This window comes from Acidovorax sp., assembly GCF_034519795.1.
In the GTDB taxonomy this organism is placed as follows: Bacteria; Pseudomonadota; Gammaproteobacteria; order Burkholderiales; family Burkholderiaceae_C; genus Acidovorax.
Genome location: NZ_JAXHOB010000016.1, coordinates 57,629 through 74,501 on the forward strand (window position 1 = coordinate 57,629; position 16,873 = coordinate 74,501).

Consider the following 16,873-nt stretch of genomic DNA (forward strand, 5'->3'; position numbering starts at 1 on the left):
CGGTCTTGCGGCGCAGCCGGGGTTTTCGGCCGGCAGTTGCGGCCGTCCATGGGCTGGTGGTCCGGCCGGACCAGCGGGGGCGGGGCTCTATGATTCGCGGCTTCTTCCCTGTGCAAACCGACCCTCGCCCCGCCTTCCTGATGCCGATCGCTGCCATGGCCGCACCGCTGACTTTGCTGGCAGTGGCCCTGCCCTTCCTGTTTTCCATCACCAGCCCGCCGTCCACCAATGTCTGGCCGCTGCTGGCCTCGTGGTCGTGCATCGTGCTGCTGGGGGCGCTGGCATGGCTGCGGGCACTGCGCTCGCGCCGCCACCCGGACCTGTGCGATGGCGGCGCCACGGCGGCGACCCTGCTGGCCCTGGGTCTGCTGCTGGCTGCGGCAGTGGGGGGCGTGATCTGCCTCGTGCAGTACTTCGGCGGCGATGTGGGCCTGGCGCCCTGGATCAATGCCTCCACCCCCGGCCAGGCGGTGGGCAACCTGCGCCAGCGCAACCAGCAGGCCACGCTGGTGGCGCTGGGGGCCTGGGCGCTGGCCTGGTCGGTGGCGCAGTGGCATGCCCGCGCGCAGGCCGGGGTTTCCCGGCGCCTGCCGCTTCCCGAGGGCCTGGTGGGACTGGCTTTCGGCATGGCCTTGACCGTGCTGGCGTTGGCCAGCGCCGCCACGTCCTCGCGCACCGGTGCCGTGCAGTGGCTGCTCATCGTGGTGCTGCTGCTGTGGTGGCGCCGCTCCCTCGGTCGCATGGCGCTGGCCGTGGCGCTGGGCGGGGCGGTGCTGTACATCGCGGCGGCCTGGATGTTGCCGCTGGCGCTGCACAGCTTTGGCGGCGTGCAGGCCGAGGGCCTGTTCAACCGGTTCTCGGGCGACTCCCACCAGTGCACCAGCCGGCGCGTGCTCTGGTCCAACGTGCTGACCCTGATCGCGCAGAAGCCCTGGACGGGCTGGGGGTGGAACGAACTCGACTACGCGCACTACATCACCCTGTTCCCCGGGGAGCGCTTTTGCGTGCTGCTGGACAACGCCCACAACCTGCCCCTGCACCTGGCCGTGGAGCTGGGCCTGCCGGCCGCGGTGCTGCTGTGCGGCGCGGCGCTGGCCTTCATCGTGAAGGAGCGGCCCTGGAGCGAGACGGACCCGGTGCGCCAGCTGGCCTGGGGCATCCTGGCCCTCATCGGCGCGCACAGCATGCTGGAGTTTCCGCTCTGGTACGGGCCGTTCCAGCTGGCGGCCCTGCTGGCACTGGCGCTGCTGTGGCCGCGCCGCCACCCGGCCTCGCCGCCGCCCTCTGCGGCCGTGCTGGGTGCCGCGGCCATGGCCCTGGTGTCAGGTGCCCTGCTGATCGCCTGGACAGCGCACGACTACCACCGCATCAGCCAGCTCTACAAGGTGCCCGAGCGGCGCGACCCGGTGTACCGTGACATGACCCCGGCGACCACGGCGCCCACCCTGCTGTTCTCGGACCAGGTGGATTTCGCCCGGCTGCCTGCCATGGCCCTCACCCGCGCCACGGCCCAGGAGGTCTACGCGCTCTCCGGCGAACTGCTGCACTACTCCCCCGAGCCCCGGGTGATCGAGAAACGCATCGAAAGCGCGCTCATGCTCGGCCGCGACGATGAGGCCGCCTACCACCTGCGCCGCTACCGCATCGCCTACCCCAAGGACCATGCGCGCTGGCTGAACAAGGAGCCGGCGGCCTCGCGCGCGCCGAACCCTTCAAAGCCGAAGGAATGAGTCCACCAGCGGCAGGTGCACCTCGAAACCGGTGAGCGCATGGTCGCCGCCTTCGAGCAGTTGCAGCTGCGCGGCCGGGTAGCGCGCCACCATCTCGCGCCAGTCCAGCACCTCGTCGCCCTTGGCGATGATGGCCAGCTCCGGGCCTGCCGGCGGGCGGCCACGCATATCCAGTGCCTGCAGCTCGCCGATGTACTCGGGCAGGAAGAAAAAACGCTCGGCCGGGTCGTGCCAGCTGGTCTGCTCGCCGATGTGGCGCGCCAGGTCGCGCGCCGGGTCCACTGCGGGGTTGAGCACCACGCTCGGGCAGGAGAGCTGCTGCGCCACCCAACTGGCATAAAAGCCGCCCAGCGAGGAGCCCACCACGGCACTCGACCCCCGGGGCCAGTGGGCCACCGCCTTGGCCACCAGGGCCATGGCCTCGCGGGGCGAGGGCGGGAGCTGCGGGCAGCAGAAATGCACGCGGGGGTGCTGCGCCGCCACATGGGCGGCCATCTGCCGTGCCTTGGCCGACTGGGGGGAGGAGCGGAACCCGTGCAGGTACAGCAGATGGGTGGTGCGGTTCATGGAGGGGAGGGCTGAAAAAGGGTGTAACAGGCGCCGAAAGCAGGGGAATCACTGCGCTGGCACCCCTTGTACAGGCATAAGATGTTGCAAAGTGTATGCCGCAGCCTGCGACGCCCCGACAGCCCTGATTTTCCCCGACCATGACCGATCTTGCGCCGCTTTCCCCCGCCCGCCGTTCCGCCTGGGTGGTCGGAGACCGGGTGCCTGCGCCCCAGGGGCGCTTCGAGCTGCAGCAGGCGCTGGTGGCCAACGGGCAGTTCACCCAGTGGCGGGCGCTGGACCGGCGCGGGCAGCGCCCGGTCACCATCCGGCAGTGGGCGGCGGCACCGCCGCAAGCGGCGGCCGCGCTCGAGCACTGGCTGGAGGCCGCTGAAAGGGCCGGCCGCCTGGGCCATGCCTTCATCGTGCCCGTGCTGGAGGCCGACGTCCTCGCGCGCCAGCCCTACATCGTGCACGAGCAGATGCACGGCCCCACGCTGGCCGAGCACCTGGCCCGCCAGGGCCGCTGCACGCCGCACGACGCGGTGGCGCTGGTGGTCGATGTGCTCGACGCGCTGGAGGCAGTGCATGCGGCGGGCCTGGTGCACGGCCGTGTGGACCTGGACCATGTCGCCGTGGACCCGCAGCGCCACGCCCGGCTGCTGGGCCTGGGCTGGCATGCCCCGGCGTTCGGTGCCGGACAGGCCGAGGCGGCCAGTGCGGCCGACGACCTGCGCTCGGCCGCCCAGGTGCTGGTCCATCTGCTGACCGGCAGCCCCTGGGTGGGTGCTGCCGGGGCAGGGCGGGCCTTGCCCGCAGTGCTCGCCGACGCCCTGGACGAGGGCTTGCGCACCCTGCTGCAGCGCGCCATCGGCCAGGACGCAGCGACCCCCTTCGCCGGCGCGACCGAGCTGCGCGATGCCCTGCGCGCCTGGGCCACGCCCGTGAGCGCGCCGACGGCCGCCAGCAACGCCACGCTCGACTTCCTGCTGCGGCGCATGCGCCACAAGAGCGATTTTCCGGCCCTCTCCGACTCGGTGACACGCATCCAGCGCGTGGCGCATTCCGAGGACGACAGCATCAGCGACCTCACGCACGAGATCCTCAAGGACGTGGCGCTGACCCACAAGCTGCTGCGCCTGGTCAACAGCGTGCACTACGCCCACGCGGGCCGCGGCACCATCAGCACGGTCTCGCGCGCGGTCAGCCTGGTGGGATTCAATGCGGTGCGCAACATGGCCATGAGCCTGGTGCTGCTCGATCACATGCAGGACAAGGCCCATGCCGAGCAGATGCGCGAGGAATTCCTGCGCTCCATGATGGCCGGCTCGGTGGCGGCCGAGCTGTGCGGGCCGGGGCAGGGGGCCGAGGAGGCCTTCATTGGCGCCATGTTCCAGAACCTCGGGCGCATGCTGTGCAGCTTCTACTTTCCCGAAGAGGCGCAGCAGGTGCGCAGCCTCGTGGCCGGCGGCCGGTTCGAGGGCGGCGAGGAAGCTGCTGCCATGCAGGTGCTGGGCCTGGGTTTCGAGGACCTGGGCACCGGGGTGGCCCGCGTCTGGGGCCTGCCCGAGAGCCTGCAGCGCTGCATGCGCAAGCCCCTGGGCTCGCCCGCCCAGCGCCCGCCCGAGCAGGGTTTGGAGCGCCTGCGCTGGGTGGCGCTGGCCGCCAACGAAGTGGCCGACATCCTGCTGCACAGCGATCCGGCCCGGCTCGAAGAGCGCATGCAGGGCGTGGGCACGCGTTTCAGCCGCACCCTGGCCCTGTCCCCTGCCGCCATTGCCGAGGCCACCTTGCGCGCGCGCCACAAGCTGGTGTCGCTGGCCGAAACCCTGGACCTGCGCGTGCCGCAGGGCACGCCTGCCGCCCGCCTGCTCCAGCTGCCGCCTTCTGCAGACGATGGCGCAGCCGCGCCGGAGGATGCCCTGGCGCCCCATGAGCTCGGGATCGGCGAGGTGCCGCCCCTGCCCGCCGTGCTGGCCTCGCAGGCGGGGGGCTCGGTGTCGGTGGCCCAGGTCAACGAGTTGCTGTCCGCGGGCGTGCAGGACGTGACCAATGCCATGGTGGACACCTTTGCGCTCAACGACGTGCTGCGCATGATCCTGGAGACCATGTTCCGCGCACTGGGCTTTCGGCGCATGGTGTTCTGCCTGCGCGACGCCCGCACCGAGGTGCTGGTCGGGCGCTTTGGCCTGGGCGAGGGCAGCGAAGCCGCCGTGCGTGCGATGCGGGTGCCGCTCAAGGTGCCCGGTGACCTGTTCGCGGCGGTCTGTCTGCGCGCTGCCGACACGCTGATCAACGATGCCACGGACCCGCGCATCCATGCGCGCCTGCCCGAGTGGTACCGCGCGGGGCTCAATGCCCCGTCCTTCCTGCTGCTGCCGCTGCAGATCAAGGGCCAGACCTTCGCGCTGATCTATGCCGACCAGTCGGTGGCAGGCGGCATCGTGGTGGACGACAAGGCCCTGGGGCTGCTGCGCACCCTGCGCAACCAGGCCGTGATGGCCTTTCGCCAGGCGGGTTGAGCGGCCGTAGCCGGCCTGGCGCCTGGCCAGCACCCGATAATCGGGAAATGGCCGCCGTTTTTGACAAGCCCTCCTTTGCCCAGCGCTTCATTCCCCTGTTCCGTGGTTTCGATCTGCCGCTGGTGCTGATCATCCTGCTGCTGGCGGGTGCGGGCCTGCTGGCCATGTACTCCTCGGGCTACGACCATGGCACGCGCTTCATGGACCATGGGCGCAACATGCTCATCGCCTGTGCCATCCTGTTCGTGGTGGCCCAGGTGCCGCCCCAGAAGATCATGGTGTTTGCCGTACCGCTGTATGCCGCCGGGGTGGCGCTGCTGGTGGCGGTGGCCCTGTTCGGCATCACCAAGAAGGGCGCGCAGCGCTGGGTGAACCTGGGCATCGTCATCCAGCCCAGCGAAATCCTCAAGATCGCCATGCCGCTGATGCTGGCCTGGTGGTTCCAGAAGCGCGAGGGCACCCTGCGCCCGCTCGATTTCGCTGCGGCCGGGCTGCTGCTGGCGATTCCCGTGGGGCTGATCATGAAGCAGCCCGACCTGGGTACCTCGCTGCTGGTGCTGGCGGCGGGGCTGTCGGTGATTTTCTTCGCCGGCCTGCCCTGGAAGCTCGTGCTGCCGCCGGTTGTGATCGGCGGCATCGGCATCGCCATTCTGGTGGTCATGGGCGATCCGTGGTGCGCCGACGGGGTGCGCTGGCCCGTGCTGCACGACTACCAGCAGCAGCGCATCTGCACGCTGCTCGACCCCACGCGCGACCCCCTGGGCAAGGGTTTTCACATCATCCAGGGCATGATCGCCATCGGCTCGGGCGGGATGTTCGGCAAGGGCTTCATGGCCGGCACCCAGACCCACCTGGAGTTCATTCCCGAGCGCACCACCGACTTCATCTTCGCGGCGTTTTCCGAGGAGTTCGGCCTGGCGGGCAACCTGTTCCTGATCACCTGCTTCCTGCTCCTGGTCTGGCGCGGGCTGGCCATTGCCATGGGGGCCACGAGCCTGTTCGGGCGCCTGATGGCCGGCGCCGTGTCCATGATCTTCTTCACCTATTCCTTCGTGAACATGGGCATGGTCAGCGGCATCCTGCCGGTGGTGGGGGTGCCGCTGCCCTTCGTCAGCTATGGCGGCACGGCCATGGTCACCCTCGGGCTGGCCCTGGGGATTCTGATGTCGGTGGCGCGCTCGCAGCGCACGGACCCCAAGGACGCTCCGCCTGCGATGCAGGCCGCCTGAACGGGTGGATGGGGCCGGGCGAGGGGTTGGCGCCATTGCCAGGGCGGGCGCTTGGGGTTACAACTGGCGTCCAGCCTGTGTTTCGACAATCCCACGGAGGTGCTCTCATGGCGTCCAAGTTCGAGCTCAAGAAGTCCAGGAACGACAAGTTCGTCTTCAACTTGCTGGCTTCCAACGGCCAGGTGATCCTCACGAGCGAGTTGTACGAATCCCGGGCCAGTGCCTTGAACGGCATCGAGTCGGTGCGCAAGAACGCGGCCGACGACGGCCGCTATGGCCGCCTGTGCGCCAAGGACGGCTCGCCCTACTTCACCCTCAAGGCGGGCAACGGCCAGGTGATTGGCCAGAGCCAGCGCTACTCGGGCGAGAAGGCGCGCGAGGCGGGGATCGAATCGGTCAAGGCCCACGCGCCCGACGCCGTGGCCGACGACCAGAGCGCCTGACCCCGCCTGCGGGGGCGTGGGTGCCCCTGCGCCGCACGGGGCCTGCCCGCGCGCCTAAAATGCCTGCATGACCTTCAGCTCCTCTACCGCCGCGCCACAGCGTGCGTCCACCACCCAGCGCATCGACGTTGCCCGGCAACTGCTTCTGGCACCCTTCGGCCTGGATGAAAGCCACCTGGCCCGGGCGCTGGCCGAGATCCGCACCCACCAGGTGGACGATGCGGACCTGTACTTCCAGTACACGCGCAGCGAGGGCTGGAGCCTAGAGGAGGGCATCGTCAAGACCGGCTCCTTCAGCATCGACCAGGGCGTCGGCGTGCGTGCCGTGAGCGGCGAGAAGACGGCGTTCGCCTACTCCGACGACATTTCCGAGGCCTCGCTGCTCGATGCCGCGCGCACCGTGCGCACCATCGGTGCGGCGTCGCAGGCCGGCCGGGTCAAGGTGGCGGCGCAGAAGATCGCCACCAGCCGCAGCCTGTACCCGGGCGTGGACCCGATCGCCACGCTGGACAGCACGGCCAAGGTGGCCCTGCTCGAGCGCCTGGAAAAGCGCGCCCGCGCCAAGGACCCGCGCGTGGCCCAGGTCATGGCCGGTCTGGCCAGCGAGTACGACGTGGTGCTGGTGGCGCGTGCCGACGGCACTCTGGCCGCCGACGTGCGCCCTCTGGTGCGCCTGTCGGTCACGGTGATCGCCGAGCAGAACGGCCGCCGCGAAATGGGCTCGGCCGGCGGCGGTGGCCGCTTCGGCCTGGCCTATTTCGACGACGAGCAGATGGGCCAGTATGTGGACGAGGCCGTGAACGCGGCCCTGGTCAACCTCGAATCGCGCCCCGCGCCCGCAGGCGAGATGACGGTGGTGCTGGGGTCGGGCTGGCCCGGCATCCTGCTGCACGAGGCCATCGGCCACGGACTCGAGGGCGACTTCAACCGCAAGGGCTCCTCCGCCTTCAGCGGCCGGATCGGCCAGCGCGTGGCGGCCAAGGGCGTCACGGTGCTGGACGACGGCACCATCGCCGACCGCCGCGGTTCCCTCAACGTGGACGACGAGGGCAATGCCAGCCAGCGCAACGTGCTGATCGAGGACGGCATCCTGAAGGGCTACATCCAGGATTCGATGAACGCGCGCCTGATGGGCGTGGCGCCCACTGGCAACGGCCGGCGCGAGAGCTATGCCCACATCCCCATGCCACGCATGACCAACACCTACATGCTGGGCGGCGACAAGGAGCCGGCCGAAGTCATCGCCAGCATCAAGAAGGGGTTGTACGCCTCCAACTTCGGTGGCGGACAGGTGGACATCACCTCGGGCAAGTTCGTGTTTTCGGCCAGCGAGGCCTACTGGGTCGAGAACGGCAAGATCCAGTACCCCGTCAAGGGTGCGACCATCATCGGCAGCGGCCCCGAGTCGCTCAAGAAGGTGACCATGATCGGCAATGACATGCGCCTCGATAGCGGCGTGGGCACCTGCGGCAAGGAGGGCCAGAGCGTGCCCGTGGGCGTGGGCCAGCCCACGCTGCGCATCGAAGGCCTGACGGTCGGCGGCACAGCCTGATCGGAGCTGCCGCCAGGGGCGGCAGCTCCGATCAGGGCATGCGGTGTTGCGCGGCCACGCCATCGGCACCGCCCATTGCCCGCAATTGGCCGGTCTTCGCCCGCCAAATGGCGTGCCTGGGGCTTGCACTGAGCCGCGCAGGGCCAGGGCGGCGCACAATCTCGCCATGCCTGCCACGCGCCCCAGTCTGCAGCACACCCTCCAGTCGTTTGGCGACATCAGCCGGTTTCTGCGCGAGAGCGTGGCCGACGAGGATTCGCGCCAGCTGCGCGACAGCCTGAGCGGCCTGTCCAACCACATCGACGAGGCGGTGCGCACGCGCCGCACCAGCACCGATACGGCGGCCATCACGCGCCGGGTGGTGGCGCTGTCGCATTGCGCGCGCGAGCACCAGCTGTTCCTCACCGGCCTGGGCTCGGCCTGGCACGCGCTCTACGAGTTCGGCGCCTACCAGCGGGCCCTGCGCGAGCTGCGCAATGCCATCACCGCCTGGCAGCAGGCGCTGGAGCAGCGCAACACCCGCGAAAGTGCCTGTTTCGACCAGTTCGAATTGCTCGCCTGGCGCACGCTGGGCGAGGCCCTGCTGCTGGTGGACATGTACGAGCACCAGAGCGAGCCGGTGAGCGAGCTGCCCAGCGAGCCGCCGCCACCGCGCTCGGCCCTGCAGCGCGCAGCCGCCTGGCTGCGGCGCTGGAGAAGCTGAACTCCGGGCGCGCGTTTCGGCACCGGTTTCACCCGCCGCATCGCCCCGCAAGCCGCTGTGACGTTGCATCTTCGCAACGCACCGGGGTTGTTGCATTGCGGCAAGACTGTGCTACATTGATTCCCATGCAAGTTCGCAGCGCGTTTTATTTTTGGTTTTTTATCTCAGTCCCCGGCGGATGAGAGGCGAACGCGCAAGCACACACAACCTCACCATACCAACCGCCGACGCTGCAAAGCCCGGCGGTTTTTGTTTTTCTGCCCTCCCCATTTCATCCATCCATCCAGCCCACGAGGAAGACAACATGACGGCCCACGCCAACCCCACCAGCGATGCCTGGTACCGCAGCGTCGAGAAAACCAGCCAGACCGACGACGAACGTATCAAGGACATCACCGTGTTGCCTCCTCCAGAGCACCTGATCCGCTTTTTCCCCATCAGCGGCACGCCGGTGGAGACGCTGATCACCCAGACCCGCAAGAACATCCAGAACATCATGGCCGGCGAGGACGACCGCCTCTTGGTCATCATCGGGCCCTGCTCCATCCATGACCCGGCCGCCGCGCTCGAGTACGCGCGCCGCCTCAAGGTGGCGCGCGAGCAGTACAAGGACACGCTGGAGATCGTGATGCGCGTGTACTTCGAGAAGCCCCGCACCACCGTGGGCTGGAAGGGCCTGATCAACGACCCCTACCTCGATGAGAGCTACCGCATCGACGAGGGCCTGCGCATCGCGCGCCAGTTGCTGATCGACATCAACCGCCTGGGCATGCCCGCGGGCAGCGAGTTCCTGGACGTGATCTCGCCCCAGTACATCGGTGACCTGATCTCCTGGGGCGCCATCGGCGCGCGCACCACCGAAAGCCAGGTGCACCGCGAACTGGCCTCGGGCCTGTCGGCGCCCATTGGCTTCAAGAACGGCACCGACGGCAACATCCGCATCGCCACCGACGCCATCCAGTCGGCCAGCCGCGGCCACCACTTCCTGTCGGTGCACAAGAATGGCCAGGTCGCCATCGTCAACACCAACGGCAACAAGGACTGCCACGTCATCCTGCGCGGCGGCAAGGCCCCGAACTACGACGCCGAGAGCGTGGCCGCGGCCTGCAAGGACCTCGAAGCCGCCAAGCTGCCCGCCACCCTGATGGTCGACTGCAGCCATGCCAACAGCAGCAAGCAGCACCAAAAGCAGATGGACGTGGCGCGCGACGTGGCCGGCCAGATCGCCGGCGGCTCGCGCAGCGTCTTCGGGCTGATGATCGAAAGCCACCTCACGGCCGGCGCGCAGAAGTTCACGCCCGGCATGGACGACGCTGCGGCGCTGACCTATGGCCTGAGCATCACCGATGCCTGCCTGGGCTGGGACGACTCGCTGCAGTCCTTGGCGGATCTGTCGGCCGCAGTGCAAACACGCCGCGCTGCCTGAATGCCGGCCTGCGTGTAAGCTTCTGGCCATTGAGGGCCCTGTCTGCTGACCTTGGGAAGCGGCGGGGCCTTCCACCCCTGCGCTTACAAGAAAGGCACCCCATGCACAGCGAAGTCTCCGTCCGCCTGGCGGCCAACCAGGAATTCCGCTTCGACCTTGCGAACGCCCAGCCCATGACCCATGAGGAAGGGCGCCGTTGGCTGGACGACCAGTTCACCAGCCTCGATTGCGAACCCCTGCGTGCCAGCGGCAAGGTGCTGCTGGCCGACAAGGTGCTCACCGTGGCGCAGGCCGCCGGCAGCCCGCTGATGGGCGATGTGCAGTGGTCGCGCGACTTTGCGCGCGCCGCCAGTGCGGCCCTCGCCCGGCCCGTGGTGCGGGTGGATGTCCCGGCCATGGCAGTGACCTTTTAGTCGTACTTACGTTTTATTAAATAAAAACCCAGGAGTTTTGTGATATCCGCGGCCGTTGTCCTCTCTGCCGAACTCGAAGTCAGCATTCTGAACCGTGCGTTCAACGACCAGTCGCCTTCGAGCACGGTTTTCTACCAGCAGAAGATGGCCGCCGGTTTCACTCCGCAAAGCTGGCAGGACTATGCCTTCCAGTTCGGCGCCAACTACCAGCACCTGTCGTCGGGGGCCCTGGCGTTGAAGATCGTGACCAACATGGGGATGGGGAACGACATTGGCCTGCAAGGCGCGCTGGTCTCGTACCTCGACGCCGTGGGCAAGGAGAACGTGGGCATCGTCGCCGTGCAACTGGGCCACCTTTTGCTCGGCCTGGAAAACGCCACCGGCGACCTGGCCGTCTACAACGCCCCTGCCGCTGCATGGGCCAAGGAAATCGCAGAGTCGTACATGTACTCGACCAACTCGGCCAACGGCGTCCCTTCGCCCAAGGGCGCCCCTGCAGGCGCTGCAGCCTGGAGTTCGGCGGCGGAACACCCGCAAATTGACGACGCTGCCATGGTGCAATTGGTGGGCGTGAGCGATGACGCCGGGGCTTTGCTGGTCTGAGAGGCTGGCACATCGCTGCCGGGACGCGGGCGAAGGGGCGTGCACAGCCCGCCCTCGTCAAGCCCCGGCGACCGGTTGCAAGCCCAGCAGCTCCCGCGCCTCCTGCGGCGACGCCACGCTGCGCCCCGCACGGCGCGCCACCTGGGCCAGTTGCTCGATCAGCGGCCCGTTCGAGGTGGCCTTGCCGCCATCGGGCAAATAGAACGTGTCCTCCAGCCCCGTGCGCAGGTGGCCGCCCAGCTCGGCCACGCGCTGGTGCACGGGCCAGATCTCCTGGCGGCCGATCACGGTGGCCTGCCACGGTGCATCCTTGATCTTGAGTTTGAGCAAAATGGGCAGCAGGTCCGGGTCGGCCGGCATGCCCGACTCGACCCCCATCACGAAGTTGTATTCGGGCAGGCGCTCGGTGTACATGCCGGTCTGCACATACATCTCCACGCAGCGCACGATGCCCACGTCGAAGCATTCGAACTCGGGCAGGGTGCCTGTCTCCAGCATCACATCGATGAAGTCTTTCACCTTGGCCGGCTGGTTGTCGAACAGCATGGGTGGCCAGGCCCAGGTGCCGTTGCTGCGCACCTTGAGGTAGTTGAGCGAGCCGGCATTGCAGGCCGCCATCTCGGGCCGGGTGGCGCGCAGGCAGTCCAGCGGTCCCTGGTAGTGCGGGCCCACCACGCCGGTGGTCTGGTTGATGATGAGGCCCGGGCATTCCTCGCGCATGGCCTGCACGCAGTCGCGCGCCACCTCAGGGTCCCACGAGGGCAGGTGGCCCTTGCCCGCCTCTTGCTGGCGAAAGTGCACATGCACCACGGCGGCGCCGGCATCCACGGCGCGGCGGGCTTCGCGCGCCAGTTGTTCGGGCGTCACGGGCACATGGTGCTGCGTGGGGTCGGTCAGCACGCCGGTGATGGCGCAGGTGATGATGGCTTTGTCGTTGTGGTTGTTCATGGGGCGTGCTCCTCAAATGCCTAATTGCTTGGCCGCCAGGTCCTTCATGATTTCCTCGGCACCGCCGCCGATCATCATGACCTTGACCTCGCGGTAGATGCGTTCGCTCACGGTGCCGCGCATGTAGCCCATGCCACCCAAAATCTGCACGGCTTGGTCGGCGCAGAACTGCATGGTCTGCGTGGCGTGGTTCTTGAGCAGGCAGACCTGGGCCACCCACTCGGCGCCCGTGTGGCCTGCATCGGCCTGCGCGGCCACCGATTCGAGCCAGGCGGCGGTCGAGTGGATGCGCATCTGCATGTCCACCAGCTTGTGGCGTATCACCTGGTGCGCCACCAGCGGTGCGCCAAAGGTCTTGCGCTGGCGCGCCCAGGCCAAAGCCTCGTCGTAGCAGGCCTCGGCAAAGCCCAGGGCCGATGCGGCCAAGCCAAAGCGCTCGGCATTGAAGTTGCCCATGATGATCCGGAAGCCATCGCCCTCGGCCCCCAGCAGGTAGCGAGCGGGAACGCGCACGTTGTCAAAGCGCAGGTGCGCCGTGTCCGAGCACAGCCAGCCCATCTTGGCCAGTGCGCTGCGCGACAGGCCCGCACTGTCGCCGGGCACCAGCAACATCGACAGGCCGCCACTGCCCCGGCTGCCAGCCTCGCCCGTGCGCACGGCCACGGTGATCCAGTCGGCGCGCATGCCCGAGGTGATGAACACCTTCTCGCCGTTGATCACATACTCGTCGCCCTCGCGCCGCGCGGTGGTCGCCAGCTGCGCCACGTCGGATCCGCCGCCGGGTTCGGTGATAGCCAGGGCCGCAATCCGCTCGCCCGCCAGCACGGGCGGGATCACCTCGTTGCGCACCGCATAGCTGCCATGCGCCAACACGGGGGGCAATCCAATGTTGTGCGACAGCAGGCTGGCCAGCACACCGCCGCTGGTGCCGTAGCGGCACAGGGCCTGCCACAGCGGCAGGCGCAGCGCGTAGCTGGCAGGCGTGCCGCCGTACTGCTCGGGGTAGCCCAGGCCCAGCAGGCCCAGGTCTCCCGCGCGGCGGTACAGTGTGCGTGGGAATTCACCCGCCGCGTCCCAGGCGTCCACATGCGGGGCGATCTCGGTACGGGCAAAGCGCGTGACCGTGTCGGTCAGCGCGGCACGGTCCGCGCGCAGCTCATCATCCGTTGGGGCAAGCATGGTCTCAAGCCTCCTGTGGTGCAAAGCGCGCCAGCACCTGGCCTGGCGCCACCTGCTGGCCCGGTGCCACCAGCAGCTCGGCCACGGTGGCGGCGGCAGGGCAGGCCAGGCTGTGCTCCAGCTTCATGGATTCGAGCACCACCACCGTGGCGCCCGCCTGCAAGGCCTCGCCGGCAGACACGGGCACTGCCACCACGCGCCCGTTGAAGGGGGCGCGCAGCTCGTTGGCACCGCCGGCCGTGCCGGCTCGTGCGGCTGGCTCCCACGAGGCGTCTTCCACCCAGCCATCCACGCCGCCGGCTTGCCAATGCCAGCGCAGCGGCCCGACCGCTGCCGTGCGCACCGTGTGCGCCACACCATCGAGGGCGCATTGCACCCGGCCATCGGGCAAGGGGGTCATCTGAAGGGTGGTGGGCTTCCCTGCATCCCTCTGCTCCACGTGCAGGTGCCCTCGGCCCATTTCACGCACGGCCATCGGCAGCAACTCGCCCTGGTGGCGCAGCCGCATGGGGCGCGCAAAGCTGCAGGGCAGGGTGCTGGCGCAGGGTGGGAACAAGGCCGCCATGGCGCTGGGCAGCAGGGCGGCCTGTTCTTGTTGGCGCAGTGTGGCGCGCAGTGCATCGCCCTCGTGCGCGAGAAAGGGCACGCGCGCCTGGCCTGCGCGGAACTGTGGATGGCCCAGGCAGGCCGCCAGAAAAGCGCGGTTGCTCGGCAGGCCGAGCAGTGTGGTGCCGGTCAGCGCGCGCACCAGCGCATCGATGGCGTCGCCGCGCGTGGCCGCATGCACGATGAGCTTGCCCAGCATGGCGTCGTAGTGGGGCGTGACCTCGGTACCTTCCTCCAGCGCATGGTCAAAGCGCAACCCGCCCAGGAGCGCACGTTCGAAAGAGGTGGCCGACGGCGCGGCGAAGTGCAGCACGCGCCCGGTGTGTGGCGTGAAGTGGGCGTCTTCCGCGCACAGCCGCACTTCGATGGCATGGCCCTGCAAGGCCACCTGGTCCTGCCTAAGGGGCAGGGGCTCGCCGCGTGCCACGCGGATCTGCCACTCCACCAGATCCAGCCCGGTGAGTGCTTCGGTCACCGGATGCTCCACCTGCAGGCGGGTGTTCATCTCCATCAGGTAGAAATTGCCGGGCTGACCAGGGTTCTCTTCATCGAGCAGGAACTCCACGGTGCCGGCACCCACGTACCCGGCCGCCTGGGCCAGCGCCACGGCGCAGGCGCCCATGCGCTCGCGCAACGCAGCGTCCACCGCCGGGCTCGGCGATTCCTCGATGAGCTTCTGGTGGCGCCGTTGCACCGAGCAATCGCGCTCGCCCAGGTGGATGCAGTGGCCGTGCGCATCGGCAAACACCTGCACTTCCACATGCCGCGGGCTGAGCAGGGCGCGTTCGATCAGCAGGTCGCCATTGCCAAAGCCCGCCAGCGCTTCGGAGCGGGCACTGACCAATGCGGCGGTCAAATGCGATGCATCGGCCACCAGCCGCATGCCGCGCCCGCCGCCGCCGGCCACGGCCTTCACCATCAGCGGAAAGCCGATGCGTGCCGCTTCGGCCACAAAGCGCTCCTCGCTTTGGTCGCTGCCCGCATAGCCCGGCAGGCAGGGCACGCCCTGGGCCTGGGCCAGCGCCTTGGCGCCGGCCTTGCTGCCCAGTGCGCGGATGGCTGCGGGCGGCGGGCCGATCCAGGTAAGGCCAGCATCCACCACGGCCTGCGCAAACTCGGCGTTCTCGCTCAGAAAGCCATAGCCCGGGTGCACCGCATCGGCACCCGTGGCGCGTGCTGCCGCCAGCAGCTTGTCGATGCGCAGGTAGCTGTCGGCACTGGCGCTGCCGCCCAGTGCCACGGCCTGGGTGGCCTCGCGCACGTGCAGGGCCAGGGCATCGGGGTCGGAGTACACGGCCACGGTGGAGATGCCCATGGCGTGTGCGGTGTGCAGGAGGCGCCTGGCGATCTCTCCGCGATTGGCAATGAGTATTTTTTTCATGCCACAGCGCTCCAGGGCGGTGCCTTGCGGGCCGTGAAGGCGGCAAGGCCCTGCGGCGCCTCCGGTCCGCGCAAGGCGCGGGCAAACAGGTGGGCGGCATCGTCGAGCAGGGCGGGCAGCGGCAGGGCGCTTTGCACCTGCAGCAGCAGGTGTTTGGTGGCGGCAATCGCCTGGGGTGCAGTAGCCGCCAAGCGCTGGATGGTTGCCTGCACGGCTTCGTCCATCGCGCCGTCGACCACTACTTCGTCCACCAGGCCGGCCTGTTGCGCGGCCACTGAATCCCAGCGCGCACCCGACAGCAGCCAGCGCCGGGCCGCCGCAGGCCCAAGCCGCCGCACCACGAACGGCGCAATCTGCGCGGGCACCAGCCCCAGCGTGACCTCGGGTGCGCCGAACTGGGCGTCGGCATCGGCCAGCACCAGGTCGCCGCAGCAGGCCAGGCCCAGGCCGCCGCCCATGGCCGCGCCTTCCGCCGCAACCACCAGCCACTGGGGCAGGCCGCACAGCGCCTGCAGCAATGCGCCGAAGCGGCGATTCAGCGGCACCAGCGGGTCGGGCACGCCCGCATCGAGCGGCTGGCCGATGGCCTTGGCAAAGCCGCCCAGGCTGCCGCCCGCGCAGAAGTGCCCACCCGCGCCGCGCAACACCACACCACGCAGCGCGCCATCGCTCTGGGCGCGCGTGCAGGCGCCGAGCAGGGCGTCCACCATGGCATCGGTCAGCGCATTGCGGCTGGCCGGGTCGTTGAGGGTCCAGGTCTCGCAGAACAGGTCGGCACCCAGCGGCGCGCGGTCGATCAGCAGGGTATCGTGCATGCGCAGGCCTGTAATCAGTGGGCGGCAGGCCGTTTGGCAATGCCCATGGTCTTGGCCAGGATGCCCAGCATCACCTCGTCGGCCCCGCCGCCGATGGAAGCCAGGCGCCCGTCGCGGAACATGCGCGAGACCTTGTTCTCCAGGGTGAAGCCCATGCCGCCCCAGAACTGCAGGCAGGTGTCGGGCACCTCGCGGTTCAGGCGGCCAGCCTTGAGCTTGGCCATGGAGGCCAGTTCCAGCACGTCTTGCCCGCCCACGTAGAGTTCGCAGGCGCGGTAGGTCAGCGCGCGCAGCGCCTCGACCTCGGTCTTGAGCTCGGCCAGCTTGAACTGCACCCACTGCTGGTCGGCCAGCGCACCGCCAAAGAGCTTGCGCTCCTGCGCCCACTCTATCGTCCAGCCAATGCAGTTGTTCAGTGCCTCCAGCGTGCTCGAAGCGCACCACAGCCGCTCTTCCTGGAACTGCTGCATCTGGTAGATGAAGCCCTGGCCTTCGGCGCCAATGCGGTAGCGCTGTGGCACGCGCACCTCGTCGAAGTAGAGCAGGCCCGTGTCGCTGCTGTGCATGCCGATCTTGCGGATCTTCTGCGCCACCTCTACGCCCTTGGTGAGCTGGCCGCCGGGGCCGTCGCGCAGGGGCACCATCACCAGGCTCTTGTTGCGGTGCACGGGGCCTTCGCCGGTGTTGACCAGCATGCACATCCAGTCGGCCTGCAGGCTGTTGGTGATCCACATCTTCTGGCCGCTGATCACGTAGTCGTCGCCATCCTTGCGCGCC

The 16,873-nt window shown here is 68.8% G+C and carries 15 protein-coding genes; 9 read left to right on the forward strand and 6 right to left on the reverse strand.

Annotated elements, in window-relative coordinates; translation table 11 throughout:
- Nucleotides 1-140 precede the first annotated feature (140 nt).
- Nucleotides 141-1,730 (forward strand): Wzy polymerase domain-containing protein, encoded by a 1,590-nt coding sequence (locus U5N23_RS20780; protein WP_322594654.1) that lies wholly within the window; start codon nucleotides 141-143, stop codon nucleotides 1,728-1,730.
- Here U5N23_RS20780 and U5N23_RS20785 read toward each other — a convergent pair.
- A complete protein-coding gene (locus tag U5N23_RS20785) occupies nucleotides 1,713-2,297 on the reverse strand; it encodes a YqiA/YcfP family alpha/beta fold hydrolase (protein ID WP_322594641.1) in 585 nt (194 codons plus the stop codon). The genes U5N23_RS20780 and U5N23_RS20785 overlap by 18 nt on opposite strands.
- 140 nt (nucleotides 2,298-2,437) lie before the next feature.
- On the opposite strand from U5N23_RS20785, the gene U5N23_RS20790 reads away from it, so the two are divergent.
- The 8 genes from U5N23_RS20790 (at nucleotide 2,438) to U5N23_RS20825 (ending at nucleotide 11,167) form a co-directional block, all read left to right on the forward strand.
- Nucleotides 2,438-4,798: an HDOD domain-containing protein gene (locus U5N23_RS20790; protein WP_322594642.1), complete on the forward strand. Its 2,361-nt coding sequence runs from the start codon at nucleotides 2,438-2,440 to the stop codon at nucleotides 4,796-4,798.
- A 47-nt stretch (nucleotides 4,799-4,845) separates the two neighbouring features.
- Nucleotides 4,846-6,027: a rod shape-determining protein RodA gene (rodA, locus tag U5N23_RS20795; RefSeq protein WP_322594643.1), complete on the forward strand. Its 1,182-nt coding sequence runs from the start codon at nucleotides 4,846-4,848 to the stop codon at nucleotides 6,025-6,027.
- A gap of 107 nt (nucleotides 6,028-6,134) precedes the next feature.
- Nucleotides 6,135-6,470 (forward strand): YegP family protein, encoded by a 336-nt coding sequence (locus tag U5N23_RS20800; protein WP_007854175.1) that lies wholly within the window; start codon nucleotides 6,135-6,137, stop codon nucleotides 6,468-6,470.
- Nucleotides 6,471-6,537: 67 nt separating this feature from the next.
- Nucleotides 6,538-8,022, forward strand: coding sequence for a metalloprotease TldD (gene tldD / locus U5N23_RS20805; protein ID WP_322594644.1), 1,485 nt, complete (start codon nucleotides 6,538-6,540; stop codon nucleotides 8,020-8,022).
- A gap of 166 nt (nucleotides 8,023-8,188) precedes the next feature.
- Nucleotides 8,189-8,725 carry a hypothetical protein gene (locus U5N23_RS20810; RefSeq protein WP_322594645.1) on the forward strand — a complete coding sequence of 179 codons (537 nt, stop codon included), beginning with the start codon at nucleotides 8,189-8,191 and terminating at the stop codon, nucleotides 8,723-8,725.
- Nucleotides 8,726-9,029: 304 nt separating this feature from the next.
- Nucleotides 9,030-10,151, forward strand: a complete 1,122-nt coding sequence (locus tag U5N23_RS20815; protein ID WP_322594646.1) for a 3-deoxy-7-phosphoheptulonate synthase — start codon at nucleotides 9,030-9,032, stop codon at nucleotides 10,149-10,151.
- Nucleotides 10,152-10,252: 101 nt separating this feature from the next.
- The gene (locus U5N23_RS20820) at nucleotides 10,253-10,564 is read left to right on the forward strand and encodes a hypothetical protein (RefSeq protein ID WP_322594647.1); all 312 of its coding nucleotides are present in this window, start codon (nucleotides 10,253-10,255) and stop codon (nucleotides 10,562-10,564) included.
- 39 nt (nucleotides 10,565-10,603) lie between these two features.
- Entirely contained in the window at nucleotides 10,604-11,167 is a 564-nt protein-coding gene (locus U5N23_RS20825) for a hypothetical protein (protein ID WP_322594648.1), read from the forward strand.
- A 57-nt stretch (nucleotides 11,168-11,224) separates the two neighbouring features.
- Here U5N23_RS20825 and U5N23_RS20830 read toward each other — a convergent pair whose 3' ends face one another.
- From U5N23_RS20830 to U5N23_RS20850, 5 genes are all read right to left on the reverse strand, one after another.
- Nucleotides 11,225-12,115 (reverse strand): 3-keto-5-aminohexanoate cleavage protein, encoded by an 891-nt coding sequence (locus U5N23_RS20830; protein ID WP_322594649.1) that lies wholly within the window; start codon nucleotides 12,113-12,115, stop codon nucleotides 11,225-11,227.
- A gap of 12 nt (nucleotides 12,116-12,127) precedes the next feature.
- Nucleotides 12,128-13,294: an acyl-CoA dehydrogenase family protein gene (locus U5N23_RS20835; protein ID WP_322594650.1), complete on the reverse strand. Its 1,167-nt coding sequence runs from the start codon at nucleotides 13,292-13,294 to the stop codon at nucleotides 12,128-12,130.
- Nucleotides 13,295-13,298: 4 nt separating this feature from the next.
- The gene (locus U5N23_RS20840; RefSeq protein ID WP_322594651.1) at nucleotides 13,299-15,281 is read right to left on the reverse strand and encodes a biotin carboxylase N-terminal domain-containing protein; all 1,983 of its coding nucleotides are present in this window, start codon (nucleotides 15,279-15,281) and stop codon (nucleotides 13,299-13,301) included.
- Nucleotides 15,278-16,096, reverse strand: coding sequence for an enoyl-CoA hydratase/isomerase family protein (locus U5N23_RS20845; protein ID WP_322594652.1), 819 nt, complete (start codon nucleotides 16,094-16,096; stop codon nucleotides 15,278-15,280). The genes U5N23_RS20840 and U5N23_RS20845 overlap by 4 nt, the downstream gene beginning before the upstream one ends.
- A 14-nt stretch (nucleotides 16,097-16,110) precedes the next feature.
- The coding region (locus U5N23_RS20850) for an acyl-CoA dehydrogenase family protein (RefSeq protein WP_322594653.1) at nucleotides 16,111-16,873 on the reverse strand (763 nt) is incomplete at its 5' end.